This is a genomic window from Novosphingobium sp. FG137 (genome assembly GCF_057809735.1).
Genome location: NZ_JBMDKN010000002.1, coordinates 623,620 through 646,830 on the forward strand (window position 1 = coordinate 623,620; position 23,211 = coordinate 646,830).

The 23,211-nt window shown below is 66.5% G+C and carries 15 protein-coding genes; 5 read left to right on the forward strand and 10 right to left on the reverse strand.

What is annotated here, in order from left to right; translation table 11 throughout:
- The first annotated feature begins 28 nt into the window (after positions 1 to 28).
- Both ACODS2_RS08660 and ACODS2_RS08665 read left to right on the forward strand, forming a co-directional pair.
- Positions 29 to 2,449 (forward strand): YbcC family protein, encoded by a 2,421-nt coding sequence (locus tag ACODS2_RS08660; protein WP_488998444.1) that lies wholly within the window; start codon positions 29 to 31, stop codon positions 2,447 to 2,449.
- A gap of 3 nt (positions 2,450 to 2,452) precedes the next feature.
- On the forward strand, positions 2,453 to 3,328 hold the full coding sequence (locus ACODS2_RS08665; protein WP_488998445.1) for a DUF6671 family protein: 876 nt from the start codon (positions 2,453 to 2,455) through the stop codon (positions 3,326 to 3,328).
- A 48-nt stretch (positions 3,329 to 3,376) separates the two neighbouring features.
- On the opposite strand, the gene ACODS2_RS08670 is transcribed toward ACODS2_RS08665, so the two are convergent.
- From ACODS2_RS08670 to ACODS2_RS08685, 4 genes are all read right to left on the reverse strand, one after another.
- Positions 3,377 to 4,213, reverse strand: coding sequence for a DODA-type extradiol aromatic ring-opening family dioxygenase (locus ACODS2_RS08670; protein ID WP_488998446.1), 837 nt, complete (start codon positions 4,211 to 4,213; stop codon positions 3,377 to 3,379).
- A 76-nt stretch (positions 4,214 to 4,289) separates the two neighbouring features.
- A complete protein-coding gene (locus ACODS2_RS08675) occupies positions 4,290 to 5,810 on the reverse strand; it encodes a cryptochrome/photolyase family protein (protein WP_488998447.1) in 1,521 nt (506 codons plus the stop codon).
- The gene (locus ACODS2_RS08680) at positions 5,807 to 7,333 is read right to left on the reverse strand and encodes an FAD-binding domain-containing protein (protein ID WP_488998448.1); all 1,527 of its coding nucleotides are present in this window, start codon (positions 7,331 to 7,333) and stop codon (positions 5,807 to 5,809) included. The genes ACODS2_RS08675 and ACODS2_RS08680 overlap by 4 nt, the downstream gene beginning before the upstream one ends.
- Positions 7,330 to 8,517 carry an FAD-binding domain-containing protein gene (locus ACODS2_RS08685; protein ID WP_488998449.1) on the reverse strand — a complete coding sequence of 396 codons (1,188 nt, stop codon included), beginning with the start codon at positions 8,515 to 8,517 and terminating at the stop codon, positions 7,330 to 7,332. The genes ACODS2_RS08680 and ACODS2_RS08685 overlap by 4 nt, the downstream gene beginning before the upstream one ends.
- 310 nt (positions 8,518 to 8,827) lie before the next feature.
- Between ACODS2_RS08685 and ACODS2_RS08690 the strand changes: the two genes are divergently transcribed.
- On the forward strand, positions 8,828 to 12,244 hold the full coding sequence (locus tag ACODS2_RS08690) for a trifunctional glycoside hydrolase family 18/polysaccharide deacetylase/glycosyltransferase family 2 protein (protein WP_488998450.1): 3,417 nt from the start codon (positions 8,828 to 8,830) through the stop codon (positions 12,242 to 12,244).
- On the opposite strand, the gene ACODS2_RS08695 is transcribed toward ACODS2_RS08690, so the two are convergent.
- Together ACODS2_RS08695 and ACODS2_RS08700 are read right to left on the reverse strand one after the other, a co-directional pair.
- The gene (locus tag ACODS2_RS08695; RefSeq protein ID WP_488998451.1) at positions 12,200 to 13,603 is read right to left on the reverse strand and encodes a sensor histidine kinase; all 1,404 of its coding nucleotides are present in this window, start codon (positions 13,601 to 13,603) and stop codon (positions 12,200 to 12,202) included. The genes ACODS2_RS08690 and ACODS2_RS08695 overlap by 45 nt on opposite strands.
- An 8-nt stretch (positions 13,604 to 13,611) precedes the next feature.
- Positions 13,612 to 14,301: a winged helix-turn-helix domain-containing protein gene (locus ACODS2_RS08700; RefSeq protein ID WP_488998452.1), complete on the reverse strand. Its 690-nt coding sequence runs from the start codon at positions 14,299 to 14,301 to the stop codon at positions 13,612 to 13,614.
- A gap of 361 nt (positions 14,302 to 14,662) precedes the next feature.
- Here ACODS2_RS08700 and ACODS2_RS08705 point away from each other — a divergent pair, with 361 nt between their 5' ends.
- Entirely contained in the window at positions 14,663 to 17,839 is a 3,177-nt protein-coding gene (locus tag ACODS2_RS08705; protein WP_488998453.1) for an autotransporter domain-containing protein, read from the forward strand.
- A 60-nt stretch (positions 17,840 to 17,899) separates the two neighbouring features.
- On the opposite strand, the gene ACODS2_RS08710 is transcribed toward ACODS2_RS08705, so the two are convergent.
- The gene (locus ACODS2_RS08710; protein WP_488998454.1) at positions 17,900 to 19,045 is read right to left on the reverse strand and encodes a pyridoxal phosphate-dependent aminotransferase; all 1,146 of its coding nucleotides are present in this window, start codon (positions 19,043 to 19,045) and stop codon (positions 17,900 to 17,902) included.
- On the opposite strand from ACODS2_RS08710, the gene ACODS2_RS08715 reads away from it, so the two are divergent.
- Positions 19,019 to 19,693: a hypothetical protein gene (locus tag ACODS2_RS08715; RefSeq protein ID WP_488998455.1), complete on the forward strand. Its 675-nt coding sequence runs from the start codon at positions 19,019 to 19,021 to the stop codon at positions 19,691 to 19,693. The two genes, ACODS2_RS08710 and ACODS2_RS08715, sit on opposite strands and share 27 nt — an antisense overlap.
- On the opposite strand, the gene ACODS2_RS08720 is transcribed toward ACODS2_RS08715, so the two are convergent.
- From ACODS2_RS08720 to ACODS2_RS08730, 3 genes are read right to left on the reverse strand one after another with little or no spacing between them, the layout of a single operon-like run.
- Positions 19,690 to 20,376 (reverse strand): TadE/TadG family type IV pilus assembly protein, encoded by a 687-nt coding sequence (locus ACODS2_RS08720; protein ID WP_488998456.1) that lies wholly within the window; start codon positions 20,374 to 20,376, stop codon positions 19,690 to 19,692. The two genes, ACODS2_RS08715 and ACODS2_RS08720, sit on opposite strands and share 4 nt — an antisense overlap.
- Positions 20,367 to 20,987, reverse strand: coding sequence for a TadE family protein (locus ACODS2_RS08725; RefSeq protein WP_488998457.1), 621 nt, complete (start codon positions 20,985 to 20,987; stop codon positions 20,367 to 20,369). Before ACODS2_RS08725 ends, ACODS2_RS08720 begins: the two co-directional genes overlap by 10 nt.
- The gene (locus ACODS2_RS08730; protein WP_488998458.1) at positions 20,987 to 22,975 is read right to left on the reverse strand and encodes a TadE/TadG family type IV pilus assembly protein; all 1,989 of its coding nucleotides are present in this window, start codon (positions 22,973 to 22,975) and stop codon (positions 20,987 to 20,989) included. The genes ACODS2_RS08725 and ACODS2_RS08730 overlap by 1 nt, the downstream gene beginning before the upstream one ends.
- Positions 22,976 to 23,211 lie beyond the last annotated feature (236 nt).

The window sequence follows — 23,211 nt, forward strand, 5'->3', positions numbered from 1 at the left end:
TCCACACGTCTCCCGAAGGATCACTCCCATGCTCATGATCCCCACCGATAACAGCCAGACCCTCGCGCAGCTCAAGGTCGCCGCCGATGGCGCGGCCCGTGCGATCCCGCCGGTCTGGCCGCTGGCCTCCAGCGTCGCGGTCAATCCGTACCTCGGCCAGACGGGGCTGACGCTTGCCGAAACCGCCGCGCTCATGGCGCGGGTTTCGGGCACCCCCGTCACCATGCCGCGCCAATGGTACCGCGACCGGATCGCCACCGGCGCGATCACCGAGGCCGATCTTGCCGCGGCGCTCGCCGCTTCACCCCATGCCGGCAAGCCCAGCTCGCTTGCCGCGCTGCTGGCTGCGATCGCGCATGACCCGGCACCGATCAAGGCCGTGCCGACGGTCGCCGATCTGGCCGCAAAGGCTTCGGGTATCGACTGGCCCGGCGTGATCGCCGAGCGCTTCGGCGCCTGGGCGGGTGGCTACTTCGATCAGGGACAGGCGCTGTGGGCCGCCCCGCGCGGCAAGGGCGCCTATACCGCGTGGCAGGCTGTCGCCTCGCACGACCTGACGCCTGAGATTGCCGGGCTTACCGGCTTCGGCAGCTTCGTGGCCGATGCGCCCGAACGCGCGGCAGAAGCGCTGGCGAGCGCCGTTTCCGGGCTCGAGCTGCCACCTGCAGCGCTCGAAACCTACTTCCACAGCCTGCTCGTCACACTTGGCGGCTGGGCCCATGTCGCGCGCTACGAGCTGTGGCAGGCCGAACTTGCCGGCAAGAGCGACGAGACGATCACCGACTTCCTCACCATCCGCCTGCTGTGGGAGCAGGCCTTGCTGAACCGCTATAGCGCCGAGATCGGCCGAGGCTGGCAGGCGACGCTTGCCGCGCACGAGGAACCGGTCGCGCCGAATGCCGACCAGATCATCGACGCGATCCTGCAGGAAGCCGCGGAGCGCGCCGGACAGTCCGCCCTTGCGGAGACGCTCAGCCAGAAGCTCCTCCGCAATGAACGTCAGCCGCCGGTGCTGCAGGCCGCCTTCTGCATCGACGTGCGCTCGGAAGTGTTCCGCCGCGCCCTGGAATCCGTCGACCGGCGGGTCCAGACCTTGGGCTTTGCCGGGTTCTTCGGCCTCACCGCCTCGCACCGGCGCTATGCTTCGGACGTTGCCGAACACCGGCTGCCCGTGCTGCTCAATGCAGGGCTTACCAGCCGCACCGGCAGCGCCAAGGGCAATGGGGACGCGACTCATGCCCGCCATTCCGCACGCGCGGAGCGGGCCTGGGGCCGCTTCAAGCTGGCAGCGGTGTCCTCGTTCGCCTTTGTCGAGGCGGCAGGGCCGATCTACATCGGCAAGCTGCTGAAGGATGCGCTGGGCCTCAAGGCCAACCCTGTGCCACGCGATCCCAAGCCCTTTGCCGATCCCGCGCCCGATGCTTCGACCCGCGTGGGCATGGCGGCCTCGATCCTCGGCGCCATGTCGCTCACCACCGAGTTCGCGCCGCTGGTCCTGCTGGCTGGCCACGGTGCCAATGTCGTCAACAACCCGCATGCGAGCGGGCTCCACTGCGGTGCCTGCGGCGGTTATTCGGGCGAAGTGAACGCGCGGCTGCTGGCCGGGCTGCTCAACGATCCCGAGGTGCGCGCAGGCCTGATCGACAGAGGTATCGTGATCCCGCAGTCCACGCTGTTCGTCGCGGCGCTGCACGATACGACGACCGACGCGGTGACGCTCTACACCGAGGACCAGCCGATCGATGCGCACCGCGAGGCAATTGCGCAGGCCCAGCAGTGGCTGGCAGCGGCCGCCGTGCTCACCCGCAGCGAGCGAGCGCTGCGCCTGCCGCGCGCCACCGGCGATGCCAGCGTGATCAAGCGCAGCCGCGACTGGTCGGAAACGCGGGCCGAATGGGCGCTCGCTGGCTGCAAGGCCTTCATCGCCGCACCGCGCGCACGCACAGCGGGCCGCAGCCTCGAAGGCCGCGCGTTCCTGCATGACTACGTCTGGCGGCGGGACGAAGGCTTCGGCGTGCTGGAACTGATCATGACCGCGCCGGTCGTCGTCGCGAGCTGGATCAGCCTTCAGTACTATGGCTCGAGCGTGGCGCCACAGTTGTTCGGGGGCGGCAACAAGCTGCTCCACAACGTGGTCGGCGGGATCGGCGTGATCGAGGGCAACGGCGGCCCGCTGCGCGCCGGTCTGCCATGGCAATCGGTGCATGATGGGAACAAGCTGATGCACGAGCCGCTGCGCCTCTCGGTCTGCATCGAGGCCCCGCGCGAGGCGATGACCGCAGTGCTCGAAAAGCACGCCGGGGTGCGCGCGCTATTCGACAACAAGTGGCTGCACCTCTTCGCGATCGACGACGAGGGGCGGATGGCCTGGCGCTATGCGGGCGATCTCCGCTGGGAGCCCACGCTGGAGGCATTCCCTGCTCCGGCAGCCACGGAAATGGCGATCTGAGCCATGGCTGGCACGCCGCCGCCCCGGGGCGCAGAGTGCAACGGGGCGCGGGCCGTGCTGGCGACGATGCACGGCAAGGAGCGGGCGATTGCCCCCCTTGCCGCGCGTTTCCTGGGTCTGGACCTGCGTGTGGCCGAAGGTCTGGACACCGATGCTTTCGGCACTTTCAGCCGCGAGATTGGCCGCGTTGGCACCCCGCGCAAGGCTGCGCAGGCAAAGATCGCCGCGGCCTTCGCGCTGGCGCCTGATGCGCGCATCGGGCTGGCCAGCGAGGGCAGCTTCGGTCCGCATCCCAGCGTGCCGTTCTGCGCGCTGAACCGCGAACTTGTCCTGTTGGTAGACCGGGAGACCGGGCTGGAACTGGTCGGCCACCATGCGGCAATGGACACCAATTTCGCGCATGCGGTGGTGACGAACCCTTCGGCAGGCATCGACTTTGCTGCAAAAGCGGGCTTTCCCGCGCACGGCGTGATCGTGATGGGGGTGCTGGACGGCCAGCCCGCGCCGCACCTCGCTCTGTTCAAGGGGATCGATACCGAGGCAGAGCTGATTGCGGTGATTGACCGGACCATCGCCCTGACCGGCGCGGCGCATATCGAGACCGACATGCGTGCCCACCGCAATCCACGCCGCATGCGCGCAATCGAGCGGGCCATGATCGACCTTGTCCGCCGCGCGCGCAGCCGCTGCCCCGCCTGCACGCGGCCCGGCTTTGCGAAGACCGGGCGAATTCACGGTCTGCCTTGCGCGTGGTGCGCGAGCCCCACGCATCTCACCCGCGCCGAAATCTGGACCTGCGAGGGCTGCGGCCACCGCGAAGAACGCCCAGTGGCCAAAGCGAGCGCAGATCCGATGCACTGCGAGGAATGCAATCCCTAGGGTTAGGCCCTAGGGTTAGGCCCTAGGGTTAGGCCCTAGGGTCAGGCCCTAGGCGGCGAGCTTGTCGAACCCGGTCGGCGTCACGTCCTCACCGAAGCGATAGGCCGAGGCGGTGATTCCGCCGCGCAGGTCGTTCTCGGAATAGATGCACACGCCCGGGTCTGCGCCCGCCGCACCGACCGCGACCATCAGCGGGATCAGGTGATCCTCGCGCGGGTGAGCCACACGGGCGGCTGGAGCCTGATCCCAGCGGAGCAGCGCGGCAGCGCGCGCGGCGGGGTCCAGATCGAGCAGGCTGTGGCGCAACCAGCCGTCGAACTGGCGCGAGGGCTCGGCCGCGCGCGCATCGAACATGCGCAAGTTGTGATAGGAGAGGCCCGAGCCCATGATCACCACGCCTTCATCGCGCAACGGCGCAAGCGCACGGCCGAGTGCAAGATGCGCGGCGGGATCATAGCCGATCTTCATCGACAGGCTGACGACGGGCAGGTCCGCCTCAAGGCGGATCGGCTGCATCATCGAGAACGTGCCGTGATCGAACCCGCGCGCGGGATCATCGCCGACAGTGATCCCTGCTGTTGCTGCCAGTTCGCGCACCCGCGCCGCCAGCGCTGGATCACCGGGCGCAGGGTAGCTGATGTGGTAGGTATGCTCGGGAAAGCCGTAGTAGTCATAGACCATGCCCGGCTGCGCGGCGCTGGAGACCGTGAACTCGGGCTCCTCCCAGTGGCCGGACACCGCGAGCACCGCGCGGGGTGGTTCGGGCAGCTGCGCAGGCAGCGCCTTCAGCGAGGCCTCCAACCAGGCGAAACCGTCGCGAAACGGACCATCGAGCCAGGGCCAGGGGCCGCCGCCATGCGAGAGGAAGAACACGGGCTGTTTCATGCTCTCCATTTAGGCTGGCTTGGACAAGCGCAACAGATGCAAGTTTTCCGGGCGACCGTTCGAAAGAATGGAACAATCAAAGCCTCGCCAACACCGCCGCCGCGCTTTCCGCAATCCGTGCTTTTTCCGCATCGGCGAACTTGTCGTAAGTCCGCACCATCTGCGCCATGCGCGGATTGCCGCCGATCTTGCCGCGATGACGGACGATGAAATCCCAATAGAGCGGGTTGAACGGGCAGGCATTGGCGCCCGTCCGCTGCTTCACGTCATAGCGGCAGGTGCCGCAGTGGTTCGACATGCGGTTGATATAGGCCCCGCTCGCCGCATAAGGCTTGGAGGCGAGCATTCCGCCGTCCGCAAACTGGCTCATGCCCACGGTGTTGGGCAGTTCCACCCATTCATAGGCATCGGCGTAGACGCTGAGATACCATTCGTGGAGCGCGTGCGGATCGATCCCCGCCAGCAGCGCGAAGGTGCCCGTGACCATCAGGCGTTGGATGTGGTGCGCGTAGGCATGCTGGCGGGTCTGGGTCACGGCAGCGCGCACGCAGGCCATGTCCGTCTCGGCGGTCCAGTAGAATTCGGGCAGCGGGCGCGTGTGGCCAAGGAAGTTGCGCCGTTCGTAGCCCGGCATCGTCAGCCAGTAGATCCCGCGCACATATTCGCGCCAGCCGATGATCTGGCGGATGAAGCCTTCCGCCGCATTCAAGGGCACCCGGCCCGCGCGCCATTCTGCTTCCACCGCGCGGCAGACCTCAAGCGGATCGAGCAGGCCGCAATTGAGATATTGCGCGATCACCGCGTGATAGAGGAACGGTTCACCCTCCAGCATCGCATCCTGATAGTCGCCGAAGCGCGGCAAGGCGCGCTGCACAAAGGCGCCGAACGCGGCTTCGGCATCGGCGCGGGTGACGGCGAACTGGAAGGGTTCGAGATCGCCGAAGTGATTGCCGAAACGCGCTGCAACCAGCGCCATGACCTCCTGCGTGATCGCATCGGGCGCAAACACTGGCGGGCGCGGCATGAAGAGATCAGGCGCGGCGGCCTTGCGGTTTTCGGCGTCGTAGTTCCACTCGCCGCCAGCGGGCTTGTCGCCATCCATGAGGAGGCCGGTGCGCCGCCGCATCTCGCGGTAGAAATACTCCATGCGCAGCGCCTTGCGCCCCTCGGCCCAGGCGCGGAACACCGGCAGCGGGCAGACAAAGCGCGTATCGGGGCAGACTTCGACAGGGATGCCGAACGCTGCCTCCCAGCCCGCGAACATCTGCGCCACGCGCCATTCGCCCGCCTCGGTGACGAGGATGCTGGCAGGCCGGTGCATTGCAACCGTGCGGGCGACTTCGCCGGTGAAGCTGCCGGTGTTGCCCGGATCATCGAGCTTCACGTAGTCAACCGTCCAGCCAGCCCCGCGCAGTTCCTCGGCAAAGTGGCGCATGGCGCTGAACAGGAAAGCGATCTTCTTCTTGTGGTGGCGCACGTAGGTCGCCTCCTCGCTGACTTCGACCATCAGCACGCGGTCGCGCGCCTTGTCCGCCGCCATGAGCGAGGAGAGCGTGGGGCTGAGCTGATCGCCCAGCACGAGGACGAGGCGGTTCACAGATCCAGCGCCAGTTGCGCGGTGGGCGCATGCTTGCGCGATTTCTGGCCCGTCATCGGCATGCCCGCCTTGCGACTGCCGTGTCTCTCGGCAATCCGGCTCGCGGTGGTGCGATGCCCCGATCCCTTGCGCACGGCGTGCAGCGCCTCGCGCGCGGCCGCGGCGGCCTTGGCATGATCGACGATGGGCGGCGGATAGGCGAGGCTAGCCGCACCCTCCCAGCGCCATGGCTCGTGAATCAGCGGCGTGGGCACATCGGCCACCTCGGGCACCCATCGGCGCACGAACGCGCCCTCAGCGTCCTGATCGTGGCCCTGTTTGACCGGGTTGTAGACGCGCATCGTATTGATCCCCGTGGTGCCCGATTGCATCTGCACCTGGCTCCAGTGGATGCCCGGCTCGTAATCCACGAACTGGCGCGCCAAGTGCAGCCCGGTGGCCCGCCACGGCAGCCAGAGCTGGTAGCTCGCGAAGGAGACCAGCATCGCGCGCATGCGGAAATTGAGCCAGCCGTGGGCCGCCAGCGCGCGCATGCAGGCATCGACGAAGGGAAAGCCCGTGCGCCCCGCTACCCAAGCCGCCAGACGATCGGCATCAGGCACATCGGGGCGCAGGCCGTTATAGGCGGGATGTAGGTTCTCGAACTCGATGCGCGGCTCGTCCTCCAGCTTCTGCATGAAATGGCAGTGCCAGTGCTGGCGGCCAGTGAACGAGATCATCGAGGCGCGCCAGCTGCGCGCGGCTGCGCTTTCATCGCCGCGCAGGCCCTTGAGGCGCGTCTGGCTCGCCTGCGCCACTTCGCGCAAGCTGAGCGTGCCCCAGGTGAGATGCGGCGAAAGGCGCGAACTGGCATCGAACGCGGTGACCGGGCTCGACATCTGCCAGCGATAATCGCGCCCGCGCCGCTCCAGAAAGCTGGCCAGCGTGGCAAGGCCTGCGACGCGCCCGCCCTTCTGGCGCTGCGGGCAGGGATCGGGCGCAAGGCCCAGATCGCGCGCGCCCGGAATGCGCGCGGGCCAATCGCGGCCCAGCGGTTCGAGCGCGGCGGGCGGGGCGGCTACCGGTTCGGCCATGCGGCGATCCCACGCGCGCGCCCAGCCGTGGCGGGTCTTGAGGCGGCGGATCACGCCGGTCTGCGGCAGTTCCTGCCACGGAACGCTGGCTGCGCGCGCCCATGCCGCCACCGCCTTGTCGCGCGTATAAGTCCAGCAGCCTCCGGTCTCCTCATGGCTCCACAGCGCGGCGATGCCATGGCGTTCGTGAATGCGGCTGAGGACCGCGACGGCATCCCCGCGCACCACGCAAAGCGGCTGGCCGAGCGCGCCCAGCGCAGCCTGCAGTTCGGCGAGGCTTTCGGCGGCAAAGGCCCATTGCCGGGCCGAAGCATCGTCCTGCGCCCACAGGTCCGGCTCGGCGATATAGAGCGGCAGCACCGGCCCCTGCTCCGCTGCGAGCGCCAGCGGGCGATGATCGGCAAGTCGCAAGTCGCGCTTGAACCACACGACCTGCAGCGGCCGCTTCACAGCATCCCCTCGGCACGCAGATGTCCTTCGATCTCGGCATCGAAGGCGAAGAAGCCGCGCCGCGCATGGGGCCAGAGGCCGGAATCCCAGCGGCGTCGCACCGGCCGAAGTGCGATACCTTCGGCGGCGAGCGCAGGCGCCAGCGCCGCGAGGGCATCGGCTACGGGCCCGACCGGGGCATAGGGTGTCAGCACTTGCCGCGCGCCGGCGGCCCCTGCTGCGGCGATCATGTTTTCGGCATCGAGCGTATCCGCCAGCGTCGAACCGCAGCGGCAATGCGCTGCGACGCGCGCTGCCGCATCAGCCACAGCGGCCCCGGCATAGCGCCGCGCCGCATCGCCCCAGAGCAGTGCGGGATCGCATACAGCCAGCACGCCCAGCACCGGCGCATCGGCGGGCAGCAGCGCTTCCGCGGTGAGGTCCTCATGGTGCACCAGCAGCAGACTGGGCGCGGCGGGATCGAAAGCGGCGAGCGGTGCCAGTGTGCCTGCGGGCCCGACCGGCGCTTCGGCGAGCGCTTCGGCTTCCTGCGCAAGGCCGCGCGGCGCAAAACGGCCCTCGGTGTAGCGCGCGATATTGTCGGCGCGGGCGAGGTAGGTCTTGCCAGCCGTCTGCAGCCCCGCCACCCAGCGCCATGAGAGCGTGTTGCTGGCGGCATCGGCATCGATCAGGTGGCGCAGGAAGAAATCCGCGCCCAGCGTCCACGGCAGCCGCAGCGTGAAAATCCAGATCGAGGCAAACCACATCCGCGCGTGATTGTGGAGATACCCGGTTTCGACCAGCTCGCGCGCCCAGGCATCGAAACAATCGATCCCGGTACGTCCCTCCTCCGCCGCCTGCAGATCGGCGCTGCCCGCCATGGCCTCTCGCGCCGTATCGCGTTCGGACAGGAACCGCTGCCAGACCGCAGGCCGCAGTTCGAGCCAGCCCTTCCAGTACGTGCGCCAGCAGACTTCCTGAATGAATTTTCCCGCTGCATTGAAGCTGTGGTGCGCCAGCACTTCGGCGACAACATCCTGCTCGGTCACCAGCCGGTAGCGCACTGCCGGCGAAAGCCGCGATACTGCAGCAGGCCGCCCCGGCCCCGGATCGGAATTACGACCAGCGGCGTAGGACGCGCCCGCGCGCGGCACGAACTGGCGCAAGTGATCAAGAGCAGCGCGTCGGGTCGGGGCGGGCAACATGGCCCAGGTCCTTGGCCCTGCATGCCGCTCCGGCCCAGATGGTCATGCGGGCAAGCCGCAGTCGCAGCAGGAAATGCGAAAATGGCCAAAGCGTAATGTTCTGCTCACACCTCGGACGGGCGTGCCCCCCTAGAACGGCTTTCGACGATGGGTGCCTGTCACGGGAATCGTGACGTGACGGTCCCCTGTTCCGATTGCCGGTCCGGCATCCATCGTCACCCAGCCGGCTGCCGCAAACCCAGCCCGCGCGAGAGCAATGACTCCAGCGCGCGCCTTGTCGTCTCCGGCGACTGCAATGGGGAATTGTCACGTGTCTCGTCCGATCTTCTTCGATCCCACCGGTCGCCGCCGCCGCCTGACCCGGCGCGGTGCTTTCATCGGGCTTGTCGTGCTGCTCTTGGCCGCAGTGATCTTCGCGACGACCGTGGTGGCGGTTCCGCCCCCTGCCGCGCCGCTCAGGCTCGGCTTCGAGCGGCAGGCGCCGTTCCCGCTGAAAACGCAGGTCAGCCGCATTTCGCATCGGATCTCTCAGCAACTGGGCCAGCTGTTCGGCCGCCACACCGCACCGGCCGCGCATGGCGGCGGCCAGTCGCTCAGCGTGGGTTTCTACACTTCCTGGACCGACGGCAGCGCACAGACCTTGCGCCGCCATATCGGCCAGCTCGATTGGGTCGCGCCGACGCTGTTCTCGCTGGGACAGAACGGCAATCTGGTCGTTACCGACGATGCGCCGATGCGCCGCGTGCTGACCTCGGCGCTGCGCCGCCCGCTGGTAGTCCCCGTGCTGCAGAACGCCGCCAACGCGAAGTGGGACGGCGCAGGCGCGACCGCCGTGATGGAGAGCCCCGCCCGCCGCGCGGCGCTCGTCAGCCAGATCGATGCCGCGCTCGACAAGTCCGGCGATGGCGGCGTGATGATCGACTTCGAGAACCTGCCGAAGCCCGGCATCGCCGCGCTGCGCGGCTTCGTTGCCGATCTTCATGCGCGGCTAGCCCCCAAGCACCGCGTTGTGGCGGTGACGATGCCGATCGACGACGCCGACTGGTCGGCCAAGCACCTCGCCGAGGTGGCCGACAAGGTCGTGCTGATGGCCTATGACGAGCATTGGCAGGGCGGCGAGCCCGGCCCGATTGCCTCGAACGGCTGGTTTGCCGGCCATCTGGCAGACCAGCTCAAGGGCCTGGCCGCGAACAAGGTCATCGTCGCGCTCGGCAACTATGGTTACGACTGGTATCGCGGTCATGCTGATGTGCAGACGGTGGAAGAGGCCTGGCTTTCCGCGCACGATAGCGGGACCACGCCGACATGGGACAAGGCCAGCGGCAACACCGGCTTCGGCTACCTCGATGACGAGGACAGCAATACGGCGACCGCGCCCGAGCGGCATCAGGTGTGGATGCTCGATGCTGCCTCAAGCTGGAATCAGATGCAGATGCTCTCGCGCCTCGGCGTCGGCTCGGTCGCGCTGTGGCGACTGGGGTCGGAGGATCCGGGCTTCTGGGATGTCCTCAAGGCCTGGCGCAATCCGCACGGCCTTGCTCCGGACCTCGGCCGGATCAAGGAGGCGAACAACGTCGATGTCGAAGGCAATGGCGAGATCCTGCGCATCGACGCGACGCCGGAGGAAGGTACCCGCCAGATCCACTATATCGCCGCCCAGCCTGGCCGGCCCAGCCTGATCGACGACGAGCAGTACGGTAACCTGCCGACGCCCTATGTCGTGCGCCGCACGGGCGACCGCCCGAAGCTGGTCGCGCTCACCTTCGACGATGGCCCGGATCCCAAGTATACGCCCGAAGTGCTTTCGGTGCTCGAACGCTACCACGTGCCCGCGACCTTCTTCATCATCGGCGAAAACGGCGTGGCCGGGCGCAGCCTGCTCCAGCGCATGGTCGCCGATGGGGACGAGATCGGCAACCACAGCTACACCCATCCCAACATGGCTGAAGATTCGGCGACCGGCGTGAAGCTGGAACTCAATGCAACCCAGCGCCTGATCGAGGCCTATACCGGCCGCTCCACCCGCCTGTTCCGTGCGCCCTATTTCGGCGATGCCGAACCCACCACGTCGGACGAGCTCTGGCCGGCGCTGATCGCGCAGCAGGAAGGCTACACCGTCGTAGGGCTCCATGCCGATCCGGGCGACTGGATGAAGCGCAGCGCCGACGACATCGTGAATCGCACGGTGGACGCGGTCGAGCATGCGACGCCGGACCGCAGCGCCAATGTCATCCTGCTGCACGACGGCGGCGGCGACCGCGAGCAGACCGTGCTGGCATTGCCGCGCATCATCGAACGGCTCGAGGCAGACGGCTACCGGCTGGTGCCCGCCTCCACGCTGGCAGGCCTCAAGCGCGATGACGTGATGCCGCAGGTGAGGGGCTGGGATCTTGCCGCAGTGCGCGTCGACGTGGCGATCTTCTCCGTGCTCGCGGTGCTGCTGGCCGGGCTCAACTGGAGCTTCTTCTTCGCGATCGCGCTCGGCGTGATCCGTGCGCTGGGGCTCACCGGGCTCGCGCTCGTGCCGGACCGGCGCCAGGTGCCCGCGCTCGATAACGGTTACCAACCGCTGGTGAGCGTGATCATCCCGGCGTTCAACGAAGAACGGGTGATCGAAGCTTCGGTGCGGCGGATTCTGGCGAGCGACTATCCGCACATGGAAGTGATCGTGGCCGATGATGGCTCGAAGGATCGCACCAGCCCGATCGTCGAGGCCGCCTTCGGCAGCAATCCCCGCGTGCGCCTGATGACCATGGTCAACGGCGGCAAGGCGTCCGCACTCAACCGCGCGCTGGCGGTGGCCAAGGGCGAGATCGTCGTCGCGCTCGACGCCGATACGCAGTTCGAACCGCAGACCATCGCGCGGCTTGTGCGCTGGTTCGAAAACGAACGCGTCGGCGCGGTGGCGGGCAATGCCAAGGTGGGCAACCGGGTCAATCTCGTCACGCGCTGGCAGGCGGTCGAATACACCACCGCGCAGAACATCGAACGCCGCGCGCTGACCCGCTTCGGGGCGATCATGGTCGTGCCGGGGGCAGTCGGCGCGTGGCGGCGCAGTGCGCTCAGCGACGTCGGCGGCTACCCGGAAGACACGCTGGCCGAGGATCAGGACCTCACCATCGCGATCCAGCGCAAGGGCTGGAAGGTCTGCTACGACGAAGATGCGGTCGCCTGGACCGAAGCCCCCGAAACACTCGGGAGCCTTTCGAAGCAGCGCTTCCGCTGGGCCTTCGGCACGCTGCAGTGCCTGTGGAAGCATCGCTCGGTGCTGTGGCAGCGCCAGCCCGCCGGCCTCGCCTTCGTCGGCATGCCGCAGGCGTGGCTGTTCCAGATCCTCTTCGCGCTGATCTCGCCGCTGATCGATCTCGCGCTGGGTGTCTCGATCTTTGGCACGGCTGTCAGGGTCATGCAGCATGGCTGGGCGCAGACGCAGACCGACGTGCTGCGCATGGCGCTTTACTGGGCCGTGTTCACCGTGATCGACCTCCTGTGCGGCTGGGTCGCCTTCCGGCTCGACGTGCGCGAGCGGCGCTTCCCGCCAATCCTGCTGCTCAGCCAGCGCTTCGTCTATCGCCAGTTGATGTACGGCGTGGTGATCCGCGCGGTGGGTGCGGCGCTGCAGGGGCTGGGGATCGGCTGGGGCAAGCTGGAGCGGACCGGCCGGGTATCAACTGGGCCAACCTCAGGCGGGAAGCCGCAAGGTGGCGACAAGGCCCTTCCCGCCTGAAGCCCCGCCGGACGCCGGATCGCCGAGCGCGAAACTGCCGCCATGGAGCCGCGCCACCGCCGCGACCATGGCAAGGCCCAGCCCCCCACCTGGCCGCGTCCGCGCGTTGTCGAGCCGGACAAACCGCTCGACCACGCGGGCCCGGTCGGCCGGGGAAATGCCGGGGCCGTTGTCTTCCACGGCGATCTCTGCCCAGCTGGTGCCGTCCGCATCCAGCACGGAGCGAGCGGTCACGACAATCGCCTTGCCGCCATACTTGAGCGCATTGTCGATGAGGTTGGCCAGTGCGCGCGAGACGAGTTCGCGGTCCGCTGGTGCGGTTACGGGGTCAAGCCGCGCTTCGAGCGACACGCCCGATTGTTCGGCCAGAGGGTCGTAGAGCTCGACCAGATCCTCCGCCACTGCGGCAAGATCGAGCGGGCGCCGCCGGTCTTCGACCGCGCCGCCTTCGATCAGGCTGATCTCCAGCGCCGTCTCCAGCATGGCACGCAGGGCATCCGCATCGGCGCGCGCGGCCTGCAGCGCCTCCAGCGCGCGTGGCTCCTCCACTCGCGCCAGCGCAAGATCGATGGCCGCCGAAAGCCGCGTGACGGGCGAGCGCAAATCATGCGCCAGCGCGCCGGACACGGCACTGAGCTGCCCGACAAGCTCACCGATCCGCTCGGCCATGAGGTTCATCTGCTGGCGAAGGTGATCGAAGCCGTCCCCTGTTCCTTCGATCGGCACGCGCGCGCCGAAATTGCCCGAAGCGAGCTCGGCCGCAGTTTCGGCGATGAGGTGGGTGCGGCGGCTGATGACAAACCCCGCGACCACCGCGCTGAGCAGCGCCATGAGGACGGCAACCGCGATGGTCAGTTCGGCAGTGGAAGCAAAGGCGACATCGATGCGCCGCTCGGTCAGGCTGACCACCCCGACGACCAGCCGCTCGCCATCGGGCAGCAGGCCGACGAGCGCCAGCCCCTCGCTCGGCGGTTGATCCGGCCCGCGCCGCACGACGACGGGCTGCGGCCGTGCCGCTGCCCGCATTTCGGGCACCCGCACCAGATTGCTGAGGACCGGCGGACCCTTGCCGATCAGCGCAATGAACACGGCGGGATCGGCAGCGCTGCCACGGCGGGCGGTAATGAATTCCGCCAGCTCCTCGCGTCCGCCGTCGTAATAGGCCGCCAGCAGGTCGTCGCGCACGTCGGTGACCTGGCGTTCGCGATCGAGCCGCACCACATCGAGCATCTGCCCGCGCAGGAACAGGATCACCAGCGCGCTGGAGAGGATCTGCAGCACGAAAATCGCGGTCACCAGCCGCAACATCGTCGGCGAGAGGCCGCGGCGGGCGGTCCGGCGGAATGGACGCAGCGCCATCGCTCCGCTCAATCGGCGGCGAGCCGGTAACCCGCCCCGCGCACGGTGTGGAACAGCGTCTGCTCCTCGCCATCATCGATCTTGCGGCGCAGGCGGCTGATGTGGACATCGATCACGTTCGTGCCGGGATCGAAGTGGTAGTCCCACACCGCCTCGAGCAACATCGTGCGGGTCACGACTTCGCCCGCGTGCATCAACATGTATTCGAGCAAGCGGAACTCGCGCGGCTGCAGCGCGATCTTGCGGGTGCCGCGGCGCACCTGCCGGGTCAGCCGATCAAGCTCGAGATCGGCGCAGCGGAGCATGGTTTCCTGCGCTTGCCTGACCCCGCCCGCCGCGCGGCGCAGCAGCGCATGTATGCGGGCAAGCAGCTCGCCGAACGAAAACGGCTTGCCGAGATAGTCATCCGCTCCGGCAGTCAGGCCGGCAATCCGGTCATCGGTGCTGGCCAGCGCGGAAAGCATGATCACCGGCGTCGCCAATTCGGCCGCGCGCATGGCCTTGAGCAGCGCCAGGCCGTCCATCCCCGGCAGCATCCGGTCGAGCACGACGAGATCGAACTGGCTGTCGGTCGCCAGAAACAGCCCGTCTCGGCCATTATCGGCGCGATCGAGGGTAAAACCTTCCTCGGCAAGCCCGGACATGATGTAGTCCGCGATCTGGGGATCATCCTCGACGAGCAGAATGCGTCCTGCCACTGGGCCATTTCCATGTTGCAACAAAAACGAAGACTTGGCCGCGCACAATGGACACCCCGGCATCGCGCCGCAAGTGCTTTCCCGCGCGCGCCGAAGCCCTCCTCCCCGCTCACCACAGGCCTGACCTGAACGCGGGCTTTACCGCTACGAATTGTTGCTGAAATTTTCCGCTAAGGCATGACGAAGAATCGCGTTAAGACGCGCGCAAATCGCACGAGGCAACCTGCCGGAAAGGGAGTGTGCGCGGCGATTTTGCACTGATCAATGCCGGCCCGCGATCACGCGGCACACCGGACGGAGTACCACACGGGCGCAGTCTGCCGTTTTGGCGATGCACCCCATGCCGGATGACGAGATACCGATGGACAGCTCAACCCCGATCGCCCGCACCGTTAAGAACGCGGCCAAGAATGTGGCAAACCTCCTCGCCACGGCCGCACCGGCTGCCCTCATGGCAGGCGTGAGCCCCGCATTTGCCGACACCACCGTCAGCACTGCGACGACCACCCCGCTGGTAACCTCGACCGCCGGCGCGGTGACCGTCGCAAGCGGCGGCACGATCAAGCTCGACACCGGCACGGCCGTGACGGTCGATGCATCGAAGGACGTGACGGTCCAGTCCGGCGGCACGCTCGACATGGGTGCGGGCAACGGCGCTGCGGGCGTCGTGGTCCAGAGCGGCACCACTTCTAACGTCTCGAACGCCGGCACGATCCAGGTGCTGGAAAGCTTCACCCCGCCCGATACTGACGGCAACGGCATCCCAGAGGGACCGATCGCGCAGGCGACTGGTCGCTACGGCATCCGCGTCGCCCCCGGCGGCACGGCCACCGGCACGATCTCGAACACCGGCACGATCACCGTCGATGGCCTCAACTCGGCCGGTATCGCGGTGGATTCGGCACTGACCGGCTCGGTCACCAACACCGGCACGATCAAGATCAAGGGCGACAATTCGGTCGGCATCCGCACCGGCGCGGTTTCGGGCAACGTTGCGGCGGGCGGCACCATCGGCGTGGTCGGCAGCGGCACGCAGGCGCTGGTGGTGGACGGCGATGTCGGCGGCCTCGTCAAGATCAACGGCTCGCTCTCGCAGTCGGCAAGCTATACGGCAGATAGCGGAGCGACGCAGACCCTGCCGCGCAGCGCACTTTCCACCGGCAAGGCTGCTGTCGAAATCAACGGCAACGTGGCTGGCGGCGTGATCGTGACGACCGCTTCGGGCAGCGGCACCACGGCGGAGACCACCGGCTCGATCCAGTCCGTGGGCAACGCCCCGGCACTCCAGATCGGCGGCACCCGCGATATCACCATCGGCGGCGGCACCACCACAAATGGTACCTATTCGCTCGGCATCGACGGCAGCGTGGCGGCAACGTCCACGTTCAGCTCGACCAACGCCTCGGCGGTCGTGATCGGCGGCAAGGGCGGCAACGTCACGCTGACCAAGGGCATCGCCGTCAACGGCAGCGTGACCGCGACCACGGTTGACGCGGGCGCAGTCGGCATCCTGATCAACTCGGGATCGACTGTCGGTACGCTCTACAACAACGGCACGATCAGCGCCGTGATCAGCCAGCCGGGCATCGGCTCTTCGGCGGCGATCAAGGACCTTTCGGGCACGCTCACCACGATCAACAACAACAAGACCATCTCGGTCACCGGTTCGAGCGAGGACCAGCTGGCCGCGATCGACGTCTCGGCCAACACCTCGGGCGTGACGATCAAGCAGTACCTCAACAGCACCGATGCGACCTCGCAGACCGCCGACAAGGCGGCCACCGGCTACGATCCCGATACCGCCAAGGTCTACACCTCGATCAAGGGCAACATCTACACCGGCAGCGGCAACGATACGCTCGACATCGGTTCGGGCACGGTCACCGGCAACAGCTTCCTGGGTGCCGGCAACGACACAGTGAAACTGGCGGACGATGCCAAGTACACCGGCAACATCGATTTCGGCACCGGCACGGGCTCGCTGGCGATGGCCGGCAACTCGCGCTTCACCGGCACGCTGATCCTGAACGATCAGGTCGGCACGCTGACCCTTGCCGACAAGGCAATCTATCGCGGCACGGTGACCGGCGGTTCGCAGCTGGCCGTCGCCGTGAACGGCGGCACGTTCGGGGCCAATTCGGCGACCACGACCACGATCAAGTCGCTCGATGTCGGCGCGACCGGCACGCTGGGCGTCTATGTCGACGGCGCGACGGGGACGGCCTCCAAGCTCGTGGCGAACACGGCGAACTTCGCCAGCGGCGCGAAGATCTCGGCCCGGGTCACCTCGCTCGCCAAGGCGGAAGGCACCTACACCGTGCTCAGCGCCGGTACGCTGACGGGCGGCGCCAATGTCGCCAGCTCGGCGCTCAACCTGCCGGTGCTGTTCAAGGGCACCGTGGCGGCGGCAGGCAACGACGTGACGCTGACGATCGCGCGCAAGTCTGCCAGCGAAATCGGGCTCAATGTCCCGCAGTCGCAGGCCTACAACGCGATCCTCGCCAACGCCGCGAAGGACACGCTGCTGCAGTCGAGCCTGCTGCAGGCTGCCGATACGGCCACCTTGCAGACTCAGTTCAACCAGATGCTGCCTGATTATGCGGGCGGTTCGCTCGATCTGCTCACGCGCGGCACGCGCCTCGCGGCACGACGGATCGATGACGATTCGAGCTGGTTCACCATCAGCAATGCCGGTGCGTGGGTCGAACCGATCTACTTCAAGGGCAAGAAGACGGCCGGCACCACCCAGGGCTACAGCAACAGCGGCGGCGGTCTCTCGCTCGGCTTCGAGAAGGCGCTGGGCTTCGGCCACGTCGGCGGCTCGTTCACCTACTTCACGGGCAATTCGACCACCGATGCCACGCAGAAGGTCAAGGTCAGCGACATCGAGCTGGCGGCGTTCTGGCGCCTCGCCTCGGGGCCGCTCTATGCCTACGCGCGCATCGGCTATGGCCGTCCCTCCTTCACTTCGACGCGCACCTTTGCCGGAACGGTCGATAGCCAGGCGTTCAGCTACGGCGCGGGCGGCAAGTGGAAGGGCACGATGATTTCCGGCGCGGGCGGCATTTCCTATGCCGTTCCGATCGGCGATCATTTCAAGATCAAGCCGCGCGCGACGATCGAATACTTCCGCCTCAAGGAAAACGGCTACACCGAAACCGGGAGCGCTCCGCTGGCGCTGACGGTGGCGGGCCGCACCAGCCAGGTGGTGAACGGCACGACCACGCTGGTCGCCAGCTGGAGCACGGCGCCGGGCGACTACGAAAACCGTCCCTTCACTGTCGAGGTCGAAGGCGGTCGCCGCAGCCGTATCTCGGGCGAGGTGGGCAACACCATTGCGACGTTCAATCGCGGCGCGACCAGCGGCGGCGATACCTTCACGCTCACCGGCCAGCAGATGCCTTCGGCCTGGACCGGCGAAGTCAGCCTGATCCAGGGCGGGCTCGACTACACGTGGAAGATCAGCGGCGGCTACGAAAAGCTTGAAGGCGGCGGCACCGGCTATTCGGCCCGCGCGTCGCTCGCGATCGCGCTGTGATCGCTTGATCCGGAAAAAAACGGGGGCAGTCTCTGGGCTGCCCCCTTTTTTGTTGCGGGATCAGGCCGGCGCCAGCGCGTTTTGCGCCTGGAACCAGGGCACCATGCGCGCGATGGCTTCCTCCACCAGCGGGGTTGAGACAGCAAAGCTGAAACGGACGAAGCGGTGTCCATCGACCGGGTCGAAGTCGATCCCCGGCGCAGTTGCGACGCCGGTTTCCTCCAGCAGGCGAATGCAGAAGGCCATCGAATCCTGCGTCAGATGGCCGACATCGGCGTAGACATAAAACGCACCGTCCGGCGGAGCGATCCGCGCGAGGCCCATGGCCGGCAGCGCCGCCAGCAACAGATCGCGATTGCGTGCGTAAGTGCGCACATGGCCATCGAGTTCCGCGCCGCAATCGAGCGCCGCAAGGCCCGCGTGCTGGCTGAGCGAGGGCGGCGTGAGGAACAGGTTGCCCATCCGCGCGCGCGCCTGATCGACGAGATCCGGCGGCACGACCAGCCAGCCCAGCCGCCAGCCCGGCATGCTGAAATACTTGGAGAAGCTGTTCACCACGATCGCCTTGCGGTCGAACGGCAGCATCGAGCTGGCCGGCGCGCCATAGGTGATGCCCTGATAGATCTCGTCCGAGACAATGCGGATCCCGCGCGCGCGGCACACCTCTGCAATCGCAGCCATTTCCTCGGGCGCGATCACGGTGCCGGTCGGGTTGGCAGGGCTGGCGATGATCACGCCATCGGGTGCGGGATCGAGCGCTTCCAGCGCGGCGGCGGTGATCTGGTAGCCAACTTCGGGACCGCAAGGCAGCTCGACCGGTTCGATATGCAGCGCGCGCAGCGTGTTGCGATAAGCGACATAGCCCGGCCGCGCGATGGCGACGCGCGCGCCGGGGCCGAAGCGCAGCGAAAGCGCGATGACCAGCGCAGGCGAGGCTCCGCAGGTGAGCACGATCTGTGATGGCGAGACCGCAACCCCGGTGGTCCCCTCCACGTATCGTGCGAGCCGAGCCAGCAGTTCGGTGCTTTCCCAGTAGCCCTTGTCGTCCTCGTCCAGCACGGTGCGCGCACGGGCGAGCGCTGCGGCCGGCGCGCCGGTCGAGGGCTGGCCATATTCCATGCGGATGACCGAGCGGCCCTCGGCCATGAGGCGCTGGGCGATGGCGGAAATCGTGATGGCGTGAAACGGATCGAGCAGAGCGGTCATGGCACTTGGCCTAGCACCGGCACGCAGCAGCGCAAAGGCGGCACAGTTGACAAGGACCGGCGCGCGGGCGAGCCTTCGCGGCAGATCCGGGCGGGAGAGCCGCACCGGGCACCGTGGGAGAGCCAGATCATGTCGACACCAGCCGGGGCGGCACCGCCGCATCAGATGCCTTTGGGCCAAGCCGCGATCATCACGCTGGGCGTGATCGTCGTGATCGCCGGTTTCGTTGCGCTGGGCGCGTGGCTGCATGTCACGCCGCTCTATGCGGGGTTCCTGCTGCTGTGGGCCTGGTCGGCGCTCCACGAACTGTCATTGAAGGCGCTGCCCGGCGCGCTGATCGGCGCGCTTACCGGGGCGAGCCTCAGCTTCATGCTGCAAACGGGCGCCGCAATGGGCAGCCCGCAGCTGATCATACTGGCACTGCTGCTGATGATCGTCGCAGTTTTTCTGGTCGTGGCCGGCCGCGCTGCGCTCTTCTGCAACCAGAGCACGATGTTGTTCATCACCGTGCTCAATGCACCTGTGATTCAGGCTGGCGAGAACTTCCGCCAGGTCATTGTGGCGATTGCGCTGGGCGCCGTGTGGTTCGGTTTCGTGGCCTGGGTGATCAGCCGATTTGTACCCGCTCCGGCAGCCGCGCCTGCCTAGCAGGTGGCGACGGTCTGTACGGGTGAGGGATTGTAGATCTGGGTCAGGTCGCGATCATCGCGCACATAGAGCGCGGCTTCCTTGCGGATCAGCTTCGAGGGAAGCACGCTGCCGAGGAAGAACGGTTTGTAATCATAGGCGATCTCGACGAACATGATCGCGGTCCCGGAGTCGGCGGTCATCTTCGTGGTCGTGTAGCCCATGCCTGCAAACGAAGTGCCCGTGGCGCCCGTACCCTGCGTTCCATAGCGCGAGGCCCATGTATTCTTGCCCCAACAGCGCTGCCAGGCAATCCACTGGCCGCCCGAACTGTTGACCTGAAGGCTGGAGACAATCACCCGGCCGCGCGTCGGGATCTGCAGGTCCTCGGCCTGCAGCGCTGCGGCACGAAACACCTGGTTCATGTCGTATTCGCGGAACTGCGGCGCACCGTTTACCTGCGTCTGCTTGGCGCGGCTCGCGTTGTCTGCAACGGTGATCGCGAGCTGGTTGAGCCGCACGTGGATCAGCGCCAGATTCACGACCTCGACCCCGGTCAGCGACAATCCCATGAGGAATGGCATGGCAAGGCCAAGCTCGACGGCGCTCACCGCGCTCGTGCTGCGCGCAAGGCGCCGCAGGAAGCGCCGCAGGGGCTTCTTGGACCGGCGATCCGTGCTGCGCGGCGGGATGATCATGGGCATTTCGATGTCCCCGTGCGGGTAGCCTGCGTCGCGAAGGGCTGGTTCTTGAGGATCGTCGTCTGCGGAACGGTCTGGTATTCGGGCAGGCCGAACATCTTGGCGAACCCGAACCACTGCTTGTAGGAAACGGTCACCGTATAGACGACGACATCGTTCGCGCCGCCAAGGCCGCTCTTGCCCATATCGGCATCCCAGACACCATTGCCGTTCATGTCGACAAAGCATTCGGTCGAGTCGTACGTGCCGTTCTTGTTGGTATCGGTAAAATCCTCCGGCATGCCGACCGCGGAGAATTCGGCATAGTTTTTCCGCGTGAACGTGACGCTCGCCGTGGGCATGACATACTTGATGCTATTCGAAACCAGCGTGTCGAGCGTCGTCGAATTGGTCTGGCCGCTCTGCAGCGACGATTTGCGCGCCGCCGCATTGATCGATCCCGTAAGCACCGTGCGGACGTAGTAGCCCTGTGCGATCTGCAACGTGCCGAACACGACCAGAAACAGGATCGGCGCTGTCAGGCCGAATTCGACCGCGCTGACACCGCGCCGATCACGCAGCAACGCGCGCTCGCGCAACCGGCGGAAGAAGTGGTGCATGGCGCGCAGAGCCATCACTTGTTGATCCGCAGGTCGGCCACCTGGCCGGCGATGAACTTGAAGGTGTTGTTGAGCGCGGTCGTATCGCTGGCGTAATAGGCACGGCCAGCAGTCGCGCAGCTGGTCATCTGCGTGGTGAGCGAGGTGCCGAAGCCGATCAGCCAGACGGTATAGCCAAGGTTCTTGGCCTTGGTGCAGGCCGCCAGGAAGCGGTTGTTGTGATAATTCTTCAGCGTGGTGCTCGAGGTTCCTGAAGGCGCCACGCGGTTGTCGTAGAGTTCCTCGCCATAGGCGCTGTAGCTGTCGATCGTCGGCGCCATTTCACCGTCGGTCATGAAGATGATATGACGGCTGACCGACGGAAACTTGACGGGATCAGCGTTGACATTGGACTGGAAGAGCCCGGTCGGGCTCGCCAGACGGGCGCCCCAGATCATACCGATATCGTGATAGGTGCTGCCCGACGCCACCAGCGTGTTGACATAGGTTTCGAGCCAGGTCGGCACGACTGTCGGAGCCGAGGTGTCGACATCGGTGAAGAGCATCGCACGCGGCGGGCACTGCGAGCTTTCGCGGCCGTAGCCATTGGGAATAGTGGAAGAGGTAACGGAAGCCACGTTGGTGGAGCCACGATACCACAGCAGATCGTTTTCGTAGATCTTCCAGCGGGTATCATCGTCCGTCGGCACGGAATCGATGTCGAGGTCGGTCGCCCCGCTCGGCACCGGATTCATTGCGAGGTTCTGGACAGTCTTGCGCTCTTCGATGCAGCCGTCCCACTTGGTGTTGGTGGTGGTGAGCCCGGTCACGCCGGTGGTGCCGTTGAGGGCTGCCAGCGAGGGCATGTCGTAGGTGCCTTCGTTGGGCACCGTTGCGGTCGCCGAGATGTTCGTGACCACGGGCACGTTGCCCATGCCCTTGAACGCGGCCATGTTGATCGTCGCGGCCTGGAAGGTCCAGTTGGTGAACTGATAGCGCGTGGCATAGGTCGTCGTCGTCACCGACTTGTTGCGAACGCAGGTACCTGTCGTGGCATTTTTGCCGCTGTCCTTGGTCCACGACCTGTATGAATAAGTCGTCCGGACGGTATCTGCAGGGGCTGGACCGCCGGTGTCCACGGGATTGCCGCCCGCGCTGGGATAGGCGTTGACGCCGTAGTTGTTGCAATCCGTCTGCGTGATGCTCGATCCGAACGTTTCTGTAGTCGCCACAGGCGAGCCGGCCGTGGGGACAAAGACCTTGGTCTTGAAGTTCGCGAGCGCCGTCTGGAACGGCTGGGTGTTGGCGAAATAGCTCGTCGGCATCTGCCCGGCGGCGATGATGCCACCCATGTTCACCGTTGCCGTATAGGGCACGAACCCGAAGCGGATGCGCGTATTGGTCTTGTCGACCACCGCAGCGGCAACGGTCTTGTAGAAATCGCGGAGCGCCTGGCGCAGGCCAATGATCTTGGACGTGCTGCTGCTATTGCAGTTCGACCCGTCCGGATTGCAGGCCATCGAGCCGGTGGTATCGAGCACGAACATCACGTCTGCGCTCGCCATCTGCAGTTCGGCGCTGCACGCAACCGTCAGTGTGATCGACTTGAAGCCGAAAATACCCATGATCACCGTGGGCATGACCGTCGATGCAGTCCCGCTCACCGCGCCGGTGCCGGATGAGGCCGTGGTGAAGTTTACGCTCTGGGAATTGGTGGCGGACGGGTTGAAGTTGAAGTTGAACATCTTGTTCGCCTTCGCCGTCTCCGTGGTCCCGTAAGTGCCCGTGGTCGCCATGGCCTTGCGGCCTGCCAGCACGCCCGCATCACAAGCATTCTGCAGGCTGGTCTTGGTCATGTAGGCGCGCGCCATATCGGTGCCGCTGCCTGCGAGGCTGACAAGGAGAATGATCGTGGCAAGGACAATGCCCAGCGTGTTGCCTGCCGTATCGCGCAGCAGGCTCCCGATCAGTGATCGCATCGAGGCGCGGAACTGGCCTCCCGTTGCTTTCGACCGACGCGGCATGTGGCGACATTCCTCCAACAGACTGGCCGAGCCCGGAGCCCGGGGGTCTTTCGCGATAGGACGCAACGCCGCCGCAAATGGCGGATCGCGGGCACGAGAATGACCCAAGCTCCGTCCATGCAGGCAAATCGCCTTCCAAATCGTAAATTTGCGGAAAAATTTGCCACGGGAAGACTACGCAGGAAGCGCTGATGCCGCAGGATCGATGGTAAATGGGGTGGTAGCTCTCGGCCCGC